The sequence below is a fragment of the Streptomyces sp. RKAG293 genome (assembly GCF_023701745.1).
In the GTDB taxonomy this organism is placed as follows: Bacteria; Actinomycetota; Actinomycetes; order Streptomycetales; family Streptomycetaceae; genus Actinacidiphila.
On sequence record NZ_JAJOZB010000001.1, the window covers coordinates 1,887,897 to 1,900,635 of the forward strand.

The window sequence follows — 12,739 nt, forward strand, 5'->3', positions numbered from 1 at the left end:
ACGCACTACTCGAAGGAGACGGTCACGCGGTGCCGAGCATGCGCTCCAGGACGGCGCGCTGGCCGGGCCGGGCCACGTCGTACCGGGTGCGCCCCAGGTCGGTGATCCCGACCCGTACGCCGCGCCGGTCCTCGTCGCAGATCCCGCGGTTGACCAGGCCGTCCTTCTCGAGCCGGGCCACCAGCCGGGACAGCGCGCTCTGGCTCAGATGGACCCGGTCGGCCAGTTCCTGGACGCGGAAGGTGCAGCCGCCGTCCGCCGGATCCCCGCCGGCGAGTACGTCGAGGACCTCGAAATCGCTGGCCCCCAGACCGTGCTGATGCAGCTCACGGTCGAGTTCGCACGCCGTACGCGCGTGGACGGCGAGGATCGCCCGCCATTGCTCCACGAGCGCTCGCTCACCTTTTTCACCGGTCATCTCTAGACGGTAGCAGAAAAACGACGCTAGATGCGCAAGCATTAAATGCACTTGCATTGGATGCATGCGCATGTAGTCTGCTCCGCATGACCTCTCCGTCCTCCACCGTCCGCGCTACCGAAGCGAGTTGGAACGCCCGCCAGTGGGGCACCCTGCTGGTGCTCTGCGCGGCGCTGTTCCTCGACGCGCTCGATGTATCGATGGTGGGCGTCGCCCTCCCCTCGATCGCCCACGACCTCGACCTCACCACCGCCTCGCTCCAGTGGATCGTCAGCGGCTACATCCTCGGCTACGGCGGCCTGCTGCTGCTCGGCGGCCGCGCCGCCGACCTGCTCGGACGCCGCCGGGTCTTCCTGATCGCGCTCGGCGTCTTCGCCGGCGCCTCGCTGCTGGCCGGCGTCGTCGACTCCGGCGAGCTGCTCATCGCCACCCGGTTCATCAAGGGTCTGAGCGCCGCGTTCACCGCGCCCGCCGGACTGTCGATCATCACCACCTCGTTCGCCGAGGGCCCGATCCGCAACCGGGCGCTCACCATCTACGCCTCCTGCGGCGCGACCGGCTTCTCGATGGGCCTGGTGCTCTCCGGGCTGCTCACCGAGGTGGGCTGGCGCTGGACGATGCTGCTGCCCGCGCCGGTCGCCCTGATCGCCCTCGCCATCGGCCTCAAGCTCATCCCCAAGAGCACCCGCGAGAGCGGTGCGGGACGCGGCTACGACCTGCCCGGCGCGCTGACCGGCACCGCCGCGATGCTGCTGCTCGTCTACACCGTCGTCGAAGCAGGACAGACCGGCTGGGGCTCGGCCCGCACCCTGGTGTCGTTCGCCGTCGTCGCCGTACTGCTGGCCGGCTTCATCGCGATCGAACGGCGCTCCGCGCACCCGCTGATCCGGCTCGGCATCCTGCGCTCCCCCAACCAGATACGCGCCAACCTGGGCGGCGCCACCTTCATGGGGTCGTACATCGGCTTCCAGTTCCTCGTCACCCAGTACATGCAGTCCCTGCTCGGCTGGTCGGCGCTGCACACCGCACTCGCCTTCCTGCCGGCCGGCGCGCTGGTCGCCGTCGCCTCGCCCCGGATGGGGCCGGTGGTCGACCGGTTCGGCACCCCGCGGGTGATCACGGCGGGCTTCGCCTCGCTCGTCCTCGGCTATGTGCTCTTCCTGCGGGTCGACCTGTCACCGGACTACGCCCTCGACATCCTGCCGTCGATGCTGCTGCTCGGCACCGCCTTCACCCTGGCCTACTCGTCGCTCAACATCCAGGCCACCAACGGGGTCCGCGACCATGAGCAGGGCATGGTCTCCGGTCTGCTCAACAGCTCGTTCCAGGTGGGCGGGGCGATCTTCCTGGCCATCGTGACCGCGGTGGTCACGTCGAGCGGCACCGGGTCCCCCAGTACGCCGCAGGCGGTCCTGGACACCTACCGGCCGGGGCTCGTGGTCGTCACCCTCATCGGGGTGGCGGGGCTGCTGATCACCGTCACCGGGCTGCGCAAGCGCCGTCCGGCCCACGAGATCGTCGTCGCGACGTCCGTCCCGTCGGCCTCGTCCATCGCATCGGACCCTTCCGTCGCGTCCGTCGCGTCCGCCGGTGTGCTCGCGGCGGAGACCGACGCGCAGCCGGTGGCGGTGCGCGACTGACCGACCGGTCCGCCGTACCACCCGGGATCCGACCAGCGTCCGGTCCCGCGCCACCAGGGAGGGCGCGGGGCCGGACGTCTCCCGGGGCGCGGGAGCGTTTGCCGGACCGACGGATTGTGCCGCCGGTCCCAGGGGAAGGGTGTTCCTATGCGCAGGACTCGTACACAGGCCGAACGGGACGCGACCACCGTCGAGATGATGTACGCGGCGGCGGCCGGAACGGTCTTCGCCGCGATCGCCTTCGCCCTGGTGGTGAGCCCGGTGCTCGCCGGGCGGGTGCACGGGGACGCCCGGCACAGCTGGGTGACCGCGGCCGTCGCCGTGGCGGTGGTGACCTTCTGCGGCACGGTGGCCGGCGTCCTGCAGCGCCACGAGAACCGCACGAGCGCGGCGCGGGACGTACCGGGCCGCGGAGAACCCCGCTGAGCCGGCTTGATGCGAACCCAGGCCGGGTGCCGGTCCCCTTCGGTCAGCCGAGCCAGCCCGGGCGTACCAGCCCGGACTCATAGGCCAGGACGACGAGTTGGGCCCGGTCGCGGGCAGCGAGCTTGATCATGGCGCGGCTGACATGGGTCTTGGCGGTGAGCGGGCTGACGACGAGTCTGCGGGCGATCTCCTCGTTCGACAGGCCGATGCCCACCAGCGCCATCACCTCGCGTTCGCGGTCGGTGAGGTGTTCCAGGCCCGCGACGGTCGTCGGCTCCTTCGACCGGGCCGCGAACTCCGCGATCAGCCGGCGGGTCACGCCCGGCGAGAGGAGGGCGTCGCCCTCGACCACCGCCCGGACCGCCCGCAGCAGTTCCGCCGGCTCGGTGTCCTTGACCAGGAAGCCGGAGGCCCCGGCGCGGATCGCCTCGAAGACGTACTCGTCCAGCTCGAACGTGGTCAGTATGACCACCTTGACGCCGGCCAGCGCCGGATCCTCGGTGATGTGCCGGGTGGCCGCCAGACCGTCCATCCGCGGCATGCGGATGTCCATCAGGACGGCGTCCGGGGTGAGTTCGCGCACCAGCCGCAGCGCCGCCTCCCCGTCGTCGGCCTCGCCTACCACCTCGATATCGCTCTGGGCGTCGAGCAGCGCCCGGAAGCCGGCCCTCACCAGGACCTGGTCGTCGGCAAGCAGTACGCGGATCATCGGCCCTCTTCCTCGGTGGCGCCCGCCACGGTACCGGCCGCACCGGACGGCAGCCGCGCCAGCACGCGGAAGCCGCCGCCGGGGCGCGGTCCGGTCTCGACCGTGCCGCCCAGCGCCGCGGCCCGTTCCCGCATGCCGAGCAGGCCGTTGCCGCCACCGCTCCCGTCGCCCTCGGGCCGCTGCGACGAGGGTCCGTCGTCGTCCACGCTCAGTTCGACGCCCTCCGGCCCGTATCCGAGGCGGACGCGCGCGGTGCGGGAGCCGGAGTGCCGGACGATGTTGGTCAGCGCCTCCTGGATGATGCGGAAGGCGGCGAGGTCCGCGCCGGGCGGCAGCGGGAAGCGGGCTCCGGCGGTGGTGATGTCCACCTTCAGGCCGGCGCCTGCGGCCTGTTCTGCGAGTTCGGGCAGCCGGTCCAGGCCGGGAGCGGGCGACCGCGGCGCGTCACCCGGTGCGCGCAGGGTGCTGAGCACCTGCCGCACCTCGCCGAGCGCCTCCTTGCTGGCGGCTTTGATGGTGGTCAGCGCCGTACGGGCCTGCTCGGGGTGGTCGTCCATGAGCGCGAGGGCTACGCCCGCCTGCACATTGATCACCGAGATGCTGTGCGCGAGGACGTCGTGCAGCTCCCGGGCGATCCGCAGCCGCTCCTCGTCGGCGCGCCGGTTCTCCGCCTCCTCGCGCTCCCGCCGCTCGCGCGCGATCCGCTCCCGGCGGGACCGGAACAGCTCGGCGCCGGCCAGGACGGCCAGCAGCCAGGCGGCGATGCCGGACGCGGCCATCCAGGACGAGGGTCCGTCGCCCTCCGGCGGCAGCCAGCGGTACAGCCACTGGCCGACCAGCAGTTCCCCGGCGTAGACCACACCGGCGATGATCAGCACGGCGCGGCGGCGGCCCGCTCCGATGGCGGCGAAGAAGGCCACGACCACGCTGAGGAAGACCGGCCCGTACGGGTAGCCGAGCGCGAGATACGCGCCGGCGACGGCGGCGGTTCCGGCGGCGACGAACACCGGCTGGCGGTGGCGCAGCGGCAGCAGCGCCGGTCCTGCCAGCAGCAGTACGTAGGCGAGCGCGTCCAGGTGCACGCGGCCCGTCTGGTTCCGCGCCGCTCCGTTGGAGCCGACGAGCTGCGCGACCGCCACGGCGATCGAGGAGATCCAGGGGTAGCGGGTGGCGATGCCACGGAACCGGGATGCCCGGGGCGACTCCTGGTCTGTCATGCCGCAACGCTAGACCGGCGGCCCGGTGGCCGTCGTCCGCTGTCGGTGGTCATCGTGTCTACTCCGCCGGGAGTACACCGGCGGGCGACAGCCCGACCTGGCCGGCCAGCGCGCCCACGGCCTGGTCGAAGAACGCGCCGCGGGCCTCCAGCACGCGGTTGAACTGGCCGAAGAGCTCGAAGCTCAGCAGTCCGAAGAGCTGTGCCCAGCTGCTGACCAGCGCGGCGACGACCGGGATGGGGAGCTCGGGGCCCAGCTCCGCCGCCAGCCGGGCGGCGTCCGCCCTGACCGGCGCGGCCAGCGGCGATCCGGGGGGCGTGCCCAGGGTGCCGGCCGCGTGTGCCTGCCGCACTACGGCGACCAGCGTGAGCGGAACGCGGGAGGCGGGGCCCACGGTGTCCATCGGGGCGATGTAGCCGGGCACCGGCGAGCCGTAGATGAGGGCGTACTCGTGCGGGCGCACCAGGGCCCAGTCGCGCACCGAGCGGCAGACCGCGACCCAGCGCGCGTGCGGGGCGTCGCCGGCCGTGCGGGCGAGGGCGGCCTCGGCCTCCGCCCCCATGGCGTCGTACGCGTCGATGATGAGCGCGGTGAGCAGCTCGTCCCGGCTCGGGAAGTAGCGGTAGAGGGCCGAGGAGACCATGCCCAGCTCGCGCGCCACCGCACGCAGGGAGAGACGGGACGCACCCTCGGCGGCCAGCTGCCGTCTCGCTTCTTCCTTTATGGCGGCGGTTACTTCGATTCGGGCCCGTTCCCTGGCTCCGCGGATCACACTCATGTCGTCCAGTCTGCCATCTTCCGGAGCATCGGCCAACAACGAGAGCACCGCTCTTGTTTTTTCCGGACGGCGGTGCCAGGCTGGAGTCAAGCGAGAGCACCGCTCTCCATTTCCCCCAGGAGCACCGATCATGGCCGACCGCGAGCACGTCAAGAAGCCCGGCTGGTTCACCGTCAACGTCCTCAACCCCCTGGTCGCGTGGCTGACCCGGCGCGGGCTGAGCATCTGGGGATCGCGGGTGCTGGCTGTGAAGGGCCGCAAGAGCGGCGAATGGCGGCGCACCCCCGTCAACCTGCTGACGGTCGGCGAGGAGCGCTACCTGGTGGCTCCGCGCGGCCACGTCCAGTGGACGCACAACATGCGGGCCGCCGGCGGCGGGCAGCTGATCCTCGGCCGGAAGACCGAGGAGTTCACCGCTACCGAGATCGCCGATGACGACAAGCCCGTGCTGCTGCGCGCCTACCTCAAGCGCTGGAAGGCCGAGGTCGGGGTGTTCTTCGGCGGCGTCGGACCCGATTCGACCGACGAGGAGCTGCGCGCGATAGCGCACAAGCACCCCGTCTTCCGGGTCACCACCTCGGGCTGACGGCGACCCGGCGGCGGACGGCCTGCGGGAGTACGTGGCTACGGGGGTAGGTGGCTACGGGGTACGTGGCTACGGGGCGAAGGTCACCTCGACCGTGGTGAACCCGAGCGAGGTGAGCAGCCGCTGCAGCATCGACTGGGTGTTGGCCTCCGCGCGTTTGCCCAGCTCGGTCGCCTTGGCCGCGTCCTGGATCTTCTGCGCGGCCAGTTCGTTCAGCTGCTTCTCGTTCCCGGGGTTGTTGCCCAGGAAGTCGCCGAGCCGGTCGAAGAAGCCCCGCTGCTGGGAGACCACATAGGAGTTCTTCGGGTCGAGGGCGGTGCGCTCCAGCTCCGCGTGGGGCAGCCGGATGGTCGCGGCGGTGCGGTCGGCGGAGACGGTGACCGCGTCCTTGCCGACCTTGCCCAGGTCCACATAGGAGTCGACGCTGCCCGCGCCGACATACAGCGTCCGCTTGCCCTTCACCGAGTCGGGAAGGAAGGTCGCGTCCTTCTGCAGATCGACGACGACCTGGAAATTCCCGCTCGCGCCCTGGAAGCGGCTCATGTCCTGGATCGACTTCAGGACCACGGGACCGCTGCGGTCCTTGGTCTTCTCGCCGAACGGATTGGGGATTCCGGGAAGCAGGTCTGCCTTGGCGAAGAGAAAGAAAAGCCCGGCCAGGACCACCACCGTGGCGGTCAGCCTGGCCCACCACGGCATCCGGCCCGCATTGTCGCGCAACACCATGTCGACGGCACCTCCTGGGAAGTCGCCTTCCCCTCAAGTGCCGTTCCATGGCCCGCCGTTATGAACGGTCCAGCGCCCACAGCGCGCGGCGGGCGAGCGGATGGTTACGGACCAGGTCCGCGAGGGTGCCCTTACCGCGGGTGATCCCCGCGAAGGCGTTCCAGGCCGGCGGGAAGGTGGTGAGAACGGCGTGCAGCAGACCGGGGCGCTTCTCGAACAGGGCCAGCATCCGCCGCCCCACCCCCATCTCCACACCGAGCCCGGCCTTCACGGCGAAGGCGTAGTTCAGCGCCTGCCGGCGGGCGTCGACCGCGTCGTGCGCCTCGGAGATCCGGACCGCCCACTCCCCCGCCAGCCGTCCGGAGCGCAGGGCGAACGAGATGCCCTCGCGGGTCCACGGCTCCAACAGCCCCGCCGCGTCACCGCACACCAGGACCCGGCCGCGGGAGAGCGGGGAGTCGTCGGAGCGGCAGCGGGTGAGATGCCCGGAGGAGATGCTCGGTTCGAAACCGGCCAGCCCGAGGCGGGCGATGAAGTCCTCGAGATAGCGCTTGGTCGCGCTGCCGTCGCCGCGCGCGGAGATCACTCCGACGGTGAGGGAGTCGCCCTTGGGGAACACCCAGCCGTAACTGCCGGGCAGCGGGCCCCAGTCGATGAGCACCCGGCCGGCCCAGTCCTCGGCCACCGCCGCCGGCACCGGGATCTCGGCCTCCAGGCCGAGGTCGACCTGGTCCAGCTTGACCCCGACGTGGGCTCCTATCCGGCTGGCGCTGCCGTCGGCGCCGACCACGGCGCGGGCCAGCACGGTCGCCCCGTCGCTGAGCACGACGGCGACCGTCCGCCGGTCGGGCACGGCCGGGCCGTGCTGCTCCACGCGGGAGACGGTCACCCCGGTCCGCAGCACGGCCCCGGCCTCCTGCGCCGTCCTGACCAGGGCCTCGTCGAACTCGGGGCGGTTGATCAGGCCGAACAGCATGTGCCGCGAGCGCTTGGTGCGGGACAGCTTGCCGTTGAGGCTGAAGGTGACCGCGTGCACGCGGTCCCGCAGCGGAAGCTCGAAGCCGGGCGGCAGCGAGTCGCGGGAGGGGCCGATGATGCCGCCGCCGCAGGTCTTGTAGCGCGGGAGTTCGGACCTCTCCAGCAGCAGCACCCTGCGGCCGGCGGCGGCCGCCGCATGGGCGGCCGAGGCACCACCGGGGCCGGCACCGACCACCACGACATCCCAGACCGTGTCGTCCGTCCCGTCGTCCGCCGAACCGCTGCCCTGCGCCGCTTGCTCGCTGCTCACGTGTGATTCCGCTCCCGCTCGACCCGCCGACTCTCGTCGCCCCTGCTCAGCCGCATCCTATGGCGAGAACCCGGCTCCGACCGCTGTGGCACCATCGGCAACGTCCACTTGTGCGCACGAACACACCATCACACCCGCAAGGAGCGCCCATGCAGGCCGTCCCGCTCTCCGAAACCGTCGCCTCCCTCATGCCGCGCGCCCGCGCGGAACTCGCCGAGCTCGTGTCGTTCGCTTCGGTCGCCGACGAACGCCAGTTCCCGAGGAGCGGCTGCGAGAAGGCCGCCGGCTGGGTCGCCGACGCGCTGCGGGCCGACGGCTTCCAGGACGTGGCACTGCTGGACACCCCGGACGGCACCCAGTCCGTCTACGGCTTCCTTCCCGGACCGCAGGGCGCGCCGACCGTGCTGCTGTACGCGCACTACGACGTGCAGCCGCCGCTGGACGAAGCGGCCTGGATCTCCCCGCCGTTCGAGCTGACCGAACGGGACGGCCGCTGGTACGGGCGCGGCGCGGCGGACTGCAAGGGCGGCATCCTGATGCACCTCACGGCGCTGCGCGCCCTGCGCGAGCACGGCGGGTCCCCGGTGAGCATCAAGGTGATCGTCGAGGGTTCGGAGGAGCAGGGCACCGGCGGCCTGGAGCGCTATGTCGAGGCGCACCCCGAGCTGCTGACGGCCGACGCGATCGTGATCGGCGACACCGGCAACTTCCGGGTCGGGCTGCCGACGGTCACCGCGACGCTGCGCGGCATGGCCATGGTCGAGGTGAAGGTCGAGACCCTCGGCGGCAATCTGCACTCGGGCCAGTTCGGCGGTGCGGCCCCGGACGCGCTCGCCGCGCTCATCCGCATGCTCGGCACCCTGCGCGACGAGAACGGCGCCACCACCGTCGACGGGCTGGCCGCGGACGGCCGGTGGGAAGGACTGCAGTACCCGGAGGACGACTTCCGCAAGGACGCCAAGGTGCTCGACGGGGTCGGCCTCGTCGGCACCGGCACGGTCTCGGACCGGGTCTGGGCCCGGCCGTCCGTGACCGTGCTGGGCATCGACTGCCCGCCGGTGGTGGGCGCGACCCCCTCCGTCCAGGCGAGCGCGGGAGCGGTCGTCAGCCTCCGGGTGCCGCCAGGCATGGACGCGCAGGAGGCCGCCGACGCGCTCATCGCGCATCTGCGGGCGGCCGCCCCGTGGGGTGCCCGGGTCGAGGTCACCCAGCGCGGCAGCGGCCAGCCGTTCCGCGCCGACACCACCAGCCCGGCGTACACCGCGATGGCCGACGCCATGCGCACCGCCTACGGCCAGGAGCTGGAGATCGCCGGTCAGGGCGGGTCGATCCCGCTGTGCAACACCCTGGCCACGCTGTACCCCGAGGCGGAGATCCTGCTGATCGGCCTGAGCGAGCCGGACGCCCAGATCCACGCGGTGAACGAGAGCGTCTCCCCGCAGGAGCTGGAACGGCTGTCGCTGGCCGAAGCGCTGTTCCTCGGCACGTACGCCGCGTCCAAGTCCGTATGAGCCGGTGGGGTCCCGCCGCCTGGGGCACCTCCCAGCGGTGACCGGCGGAGGGACCCCACCGGACCCGGCTCACTCGACGGGCCGGCCGGCTTCCAGGTTCAGCGGGACGCCGCGCTCGCGGGCCCGCAGCGCCCAGTGCAGCCGGTCCAGCCGTACCGGCGGCAGCAGCCCGGCGGCCTCGTCCTCGGTGACGAACCGCCAGCCGCGCAGTTCGGCCCCGGGGAGCAGCAGCCGCTCGGCGTCGGCGGCGGGTATGCGGCCGCCGTCGAAGAGCAGCCGCATCCCGCCGAAGCCCGGTGGCGCCGGCGGCTCCCAGTCGACGACCAGCAGCCTCGGCACCACGGCGAGTTCGATGCCCAGTTCCTCGGAGACCTCGCGCAGTCCCGCCTGCGCCGGTGCCTCGCCCCGCTCGACGACTCCGCCCGGGAACTCCCAGCCCGGTTTGTAGGTCGGATCGACGAGCAGCACCCGGTCCTGCTCGTCGAAGAGCAGCACCCCGGAGGCGACGGTCTCCGCCGTGGGTTCCGGGGTCTGCACGATGTCGCAGCGCCCCACGCCCTGGCGCAGCGCCTCGGCTATTCGCTCCGCGGTCTGCCGGGGCGTCAGCTTCGCCGTCCTGATGACGTACGCGTCGGTGCTGAGCCAGGACAGTGCGTCCAGGTACTCCGGAAGGTGGTTCCCGGACCAGCGGCGCCCCGGCGCGCCGGCGCCGGGCGGGAGCGGCAGCCCGCCGGCCGGCCCGCCTTCCAGCCGTTCACCGGGGTCCGGCCGCAGCTCCTCCTCCGCCTCCTCCCGACGGGCGAGACGCTCCCGCAGGATCGTTTCCCCTGGGTCGAGCAGCACATGCCGCACCACGATTCCGCGCGAGGCCAGACCGCCGAACAGCTCGTCCCGGTACTCCTGCCGCAGCAGTGTCGCCGGGACGACGAGCACTCCCCCGACCTCCTGGAGCAGTGCGGCGGCGGTGTCGACCACCAGCCGCCGCCAGATCTGCAGGTCCTGGAGGTCGGTCACCTCCTGGAGCCGCTTCTCGGACAACAGCTGGCCGAGTCCCGTACCGACGACCTCCGGATCGTAGAGAGTGCTGCCCGGCAGTAGGTCCAGCAGTTCGCGTGCGGCGCTGGTCTTCCCCGCGCCGACCGCTCCGTTCACCCAGACGATCACGGTGCCCCCTTCTCCGTAGCCCCCTACGAATTGCCCGGATCATCGCTATCGGCAAACGCGCAGTACCGGCCATCGGCTCGTACCGGCCCCCGCCGGCGCCGTCCCGACGGCCTACCGACGGCCTGCCGCCGGCCTACCGACGGCCTTCCGAGGCGCCTCTCCGCGCCGAGCCGGAAGAAGTTCTCCCGCCGTGTCGATCCGGGGCGGCCCCGTTCGACGCATGAGTAGAAGCACGGTCCGGCCGGCGCGCGGTGCCGGAGCACCCGGCCCGGACGCCGTCCCTCCTCACCCCAGGAGCAGCATCATGACCACGACCCACTCCGCGTCCCCGTCCGTGGACCGCCCCGCCGCGGCACGACAGCTGTCCGCCGCCGCAGCGGGCCGGCGGCGGCGCGTCCAGGCCGCCGCCGCGGCCGGAGCCGTCGTCGCCACCTGCGCGGTCTGGGCCGTGTGCCGCGCCGCGGGGGCGGACTTCGCGCTCGCCGACTCCATGGGGAGAACGGTCATCAACCTGCCGGTCGTGGCCGTCTTCAGCCTGCTGTTCGCGCTCCTCGGCTGGGGCGGCCTGGCCCTGCTGGAGCGCTTCACCCGGCGCGCCCGCACCGCGTGGACCGCGCTCGCCACGGCGGTGCTGCTGCTCTCGCTGCTGCCGGTCTTCGCCGAGGAGGCCACGACGGCGACCAAGGTCTCCCTGTGCCTGGTGCACGCGGCCGTGGCCGCGGTCCTCGTCCCGGCGCTGCGCCGGACCACCCGCTGACAGCGGGGCCCCTGCCCGCGTCATCCCTTCTCAGCATCACCGTGATCGGCAGCTTGTCGCCGGAGGAGATGAAGACCTGCGCCCACACGAAGTCGTTGTACACCCGGGTGAACTGCAGCGTGGCGAGCGCGGCGACCGCCGGCCGGCACAGCGGCAGCGTGATGCACCAGTACCGGGTCCACCCGCCCGCGCCGTCGACGATCGCCGCCTCGATGACCTCCATCGGCGGGGTGCGCAGGAAATTGGCGAGAACGAATACGCAGAAGCCGGTCTGGAAGGCCACCTGGACCGCGATGAGGGCCCGACCCGCCCTTTCCAGCGGTATGACGCTGCGTCACTCCTGGCGGCGCGGAGCCCGGCGCGACATGTCCTCGCGTCGCGGACTCCGCGCACCGCCGGTCAGCGGAGCGCTGGTCAGCCTTCGAGGGCGAACTCCGGTGAGAACTCGGCCAGTCCGAGCGCCTGGGCGGCCGCCGCCGCGGCGCCGACCAGACCCGCGTCGGTGCCCAGCAGCGCCGGAACCACCTCGATCCCGGCGGCGAACGACAGCGTCGCGTAGCGCGCCAGGTGCGCGCGCAGCGGGCCGAAGAGCACGTCCCCGGCGCCGGCGACCCCGCCGCCGATCACCACGACCCGCACCTCGACCAGCGTCGCGGTGGCGGCGATGCCGGCGGCGAGCGCCTGCGCGGCCCGGTCGAAGGAGGCCAGCGCGACCGGGTCGCCGGCCCGCGCGGACTGCGCCACGGCGGCGGCCGTCGGCTCGGCGCCGCCGGCCGGCACCCAGCCGTTCTCCAGGGCCCGGCGGACGATGTTCGGCCCGCTGGCCAGCCGCTCCACACAGCCGCGCGACCCGCAGGGGCAGGAGTCGCCGTCGAGGTCGACGCTGATGTGGCCGATGTGGCCCGCGTTCCCCGTGGGGCCCGGCAGCAGGGCACCGCCGAGCACCAGCCCGCCCCCGACGCCGGTGGAGACGACCATGCAGAGCGCGTTGTCGTACCCGCGGGCGGCGCCCAGCCAGTGCTCGGCCGCCGTCATCGCGACGCCGTCGCCCGTCAGGACGACCGGAAGGGCGTCGGCCGCCCGCGCCACCCGCTCCACCAGCGGGAAGTCACGCCAGCCGGGAACGTTGACCGGGCTGACGGTGCCCCGCGAGGCGTCCACCGGGCCCGCGCTGCCGATGCCGACGGCCACCACCCGCCGCCATCCGCCGTCCAGGCGCAGCTCGCCGAGGACCTCCCCGACGGCGCGCATCACCGTCTCCCCGTCCTGCTTGGCGGGGGTCGGCCGCAGCGCGCGCACGAGCAGCCGGCCGCTCGCGTCGACCAGAGCGCCGGCGATCTTCGTTCCGCCGATGTCCAGTGCGGCGATCAGCGAGCCTGCGGCGCGGTCGGAGTGCATCGGGTTCCGTTCTCCCTCTCATTGGCCGGATACCCGCACGTGACGCGGGGTTAGGAGTAGTGTTTCCTTTCGCTGACAACGTTGTCCATTCATTGCGGCAAGGAATATCGCGACAGTGACC

13 protein-coding genes and 1 pseudogene are annotated in these 12,739 nt (G+C 72.5%); 5 read left to right on the forward strand and 9 right to left on the reverse strand.

The window, feature by feature from the left end; genetic code table 11:
* Window positions 1–22: 22 nt before the first annotated feature.
* Window positions 23–418 carry a MarR family transcriptional regulator gene (locus LNW72_RS08195; RefSeq protein ID WP_250974796.1) on the reverse strand — a complete coding sequence of 132 codons (396 nt, stop codon included), beginning with the start codon at window positions 416–418 and terminating at the stop codon, window positions 23–25.
* An 86-nt stretch (window positions 419–504) separates the two neighbouring features.
* Between LNW72_RS08195 and LNW72_RS08200 the strand changes: the two genes are divergently transcribed.
* Both LNW72_RS08200 and LNW72_RS08205 read left to right on the forward strand, forming a co-directional pair.
* Window positions 505–2,058, forward strand: coding sequence for an MFS transporter (locus LNW72_RS08200; protein ID WP_250974797.1), 1,554 nt, complete (start codon window positions 505–507; stop codon window positions 2,056–2,058).
* 147 nt (window positions 2,059–2,205) lie between these two features.
* Window positions 2,206–2,484 (forward strand): DUF6332 family protein, encoded by a 279-nt coding sequence (locus tag LNW72_RS08205; protein WP_250974798.1) that lies wholly within the window; start codon window positions 2,206–2,208, stop codon window positions 2,482–2,484.
* Window positions 2,485–2,527: 43 nt separating this feature from the next.
* On the opposite strand, the gene LNW72_RS08210 is transcribed toward LNW72_RS08205, so the two are convergent.
* Genes LNW72_RS08210 through LNW72_RS08220 form a run of 3 tightly spaced genes read right to left on the reverse strand, consistent with a single transcriptional unit; the run spans window position 2,528 to window position 5,188 of the window.
* Window positions 2,528–3,193 (reverse strand): response regulator transcription factor, encoded by a 666-nt coding sequence (locus LNW72_RS08210; RefSeq protein WP_250974799.1) that lies wholly within the window; start codon window positions 3,191–3,193, stop codon window positions 2,528–2,530.
* Window positions 3,190–4,410, reverse strand: coding sequence for a sensor histidine kinase (locus tag LNW72_RS08215; RefSeq protein ID WP_250974800.1), 1,221 nt, complete (start codon window positions 4,408–4,410; stop codon window positions 3,190–3,192). Before LNW72_RS08215 ends, LNW72_RS08210 begins: the two co-directional genes overlap by 4 nt.
* A 58-nt stretch (window positions 4,411–4,468) precedes the next feature.
* On the reverse strand, window positions 4,469–5,188 hold the full coding sequence (locus LNW72_RS08220) for a TetR/AcrR family transcriptional regulator (protein ID WP_250974801.1): 720 nt from the start codon (window positions 5,186–5,188) through the stop codon (window positions 4,469–4,471).
* 130 nt (window positions 5,189–5,318) lie between these two features.
* Between LNW72_RS08220 and LNW72_RS08225 the strand changes: the two genes are divergently transcribed.
* A complete protein-coding gene (locus tag LNW72_RS08225; RefSeq protein ID WP_250974802.1) occupies window positions 5,319–5,774 on the forward strand; it encodes a nitroreductase family deazaflavin-dependent oxidoreductase in 456 nt (151 codons plus the stop codon).
* Window positions 5,775–5,843: 69 nt separating this feature from the next.
* Here the strand turns inward: LNW72_RS08225 and LNW72_RS08230 are convergent, their stop codons facing one another.
* Complete coding sequence (locus LNW72_RS08230) at window positions 5,844–6,500, reverse strand: DUF4230 domain-containing protein (RefSeq protein WP_250974803.1); 657 nt, start codon at window positions 6,498–6,500, stop codon at window positions 5,844–5,846.
* A 58-nt stretch (window positions 6,501–6,558) separates the two neighbouring features.
* Entirely contained in the window at window positions 6,559–7,788 is a 1,230-nt protein-coding gene (locus LNW72_RS08235; RefSeq protein WP_250974804.1) for a geranylgeranyl reductase family protein, read from the reverse strand.
* 149 nt (window positions 7,789–7,937) lie between these two features.
* Here LNW72_RS08235 and LNW72_RS08240 point away from each other — a divergent pair, with 149 nt between their 5' ends.
* A complete protein-coding gene (locus tag LNW72_RS08240) occupies window positions 7,938–9,299 on the forward strand; it encodes a dipeptidase (protein WP_250974805.1) in 1,362 nt (453 codons plus the stop codon).
* Between the two features lie 69 nt (window positions 9,300–9,368).
* Here the strand turns inward: LNW72_RS08240 and LNW72_RS08245 are convergent, their stop codons facing one another.
* Entirely contained in the window at window positions 9,369–10,463 is a 1,095-nt protein-coding gene (locus LNW72_RS08245) for an NUDIX hydrolase (protein WP_250974806.1), read from the reverse strand.
* Between the two features lie 304 nt (window positions 10,464–10,767).
* Between LNW72_RS08245 and LNW72_RS08250 the strand changes: the two genes are divergently transcribed.
* Window positions 10,768–11,220 carry a DUF6069 family protein gene (locus LNW72_RS08250; RefSeq protein ID WP_250974807.1) on the forward strand — a complete coding sequence of 151 codons (453 nt, stop codon included), beginning with the start codon at window positions 10,768–10,770 and terminating at the stop codon, window positions 11,218–11,220.
* A 31-nt stretch (window positions 11,221–11,251) separates the two neighbouring features.
* Here the strand turns inward: LNW72_RS08250 and LNW72_RS08255 are convergent.
* Window positions 11,252–11,521, reverse strand: a pseudogene (locus tag LNW72_RS08255) (ABC transporter permease subunit); the annotation flags it as partial.
* Between the two features lie 113 nt (window positions 11,522–11,634).
* Window positions 11,635–12,618, reverse strand: a complete 984-nt coding sequence (locus LNW72_RS08260; protein ID WP_250974808.1) for an ROK family protein — start codon at window positions 12,616–12,618, stop codon at window positions 11,635–11,637.
* Window positions 12,619–12,739: the final 121 nt, after the last annotated feature.

What these genes read in the sequence shown, in the direction of transcription:
- LNW72_RS08195 (WP_250974796.1), bottom strand. Translation starts at nt 418, where the DNA reads ATGACCGGTGAAAAAGGTGAGCGAGCGCTCGTGGAGCAATGGCGGGCG.
- LNW72_RS08200 (WP_250974797.1), top strand. Translation starts at nt 505, where the DNA reads ATGACCTCTCCGTCCTCCACCGTCCGCGCTACCGAAGCGAGTTGGAAC.
- LNW72_RS08205 (WP_250974798.1), top strand. Translation starts at nt 2,206, where the DNA reads ATGCGCAGGACTCGTACACAGGCCGAACGGGACGCGACCACCGTCGAG.
- LNW72_RS08210 (WP_250974799.1), bottom strand. Translation starts at nt 3,193, where the DNA reads ATGATCCGCGTACTGCTTGCCGACGACCAGGTCCTGGTGAGGGCCGGC.
- LNW72_RS08215 (WP_250974800.1), bottom strand. Translation starts at nt 4,410, where the DNA reads ATGACAGACCAGGAGTCGCCCCGGGCATCCCGGTTCCGTGGCATCGCC.
- LNW72_RS08220 (WP_250974801.1), bottom strand. Translation starts at nt 5,188, where the DNA reads ATGAGTGTGATCCGCGGAGCCAGGGAACGGGCCCGAATCGAAGTAACC.
- LNW72_RS08225 (WP_250974802.1), top strand. Translation starts at nt 5,319, where the DNA reads ATGGCCGACCGCGAGCACGTCAAGAAGCCCGGCTGGTTCACCGTCAAC.
- LNW72_RS08230 (WP_250974803.1), bottom strand. Translation starts at nt 6,500, where the DNA reads ATGGTGTTGCGCGACAATGCGGGCCGGATGCCGTGGTGGGCCAGGCTG.
- LNW72_RS08240 (WP_250974805.1), top strand. Translation starts at nt 7,938, where the DNA reads ATGCAGGCCGTCCCGCTCTCCGAAACCGTCGCCTCCCTCATGCCGCGC.
- LNW72_RS08250 (WP_250974807.1), top strand. Translation starts at nt 10,768, where the DNA reads ATGACCACGACCCACTCCGCGTCCCCGTCCGTGGACCGCCCCGCCGCG.
- LNW72_RS08260 (WP_250974808.1), bottom strand. Translation starts at nt 12,618, where the DNA reads ATGCACTCCGACCGCGCCGCAGGCTCGCTGATCGCCGCACTGGACATC.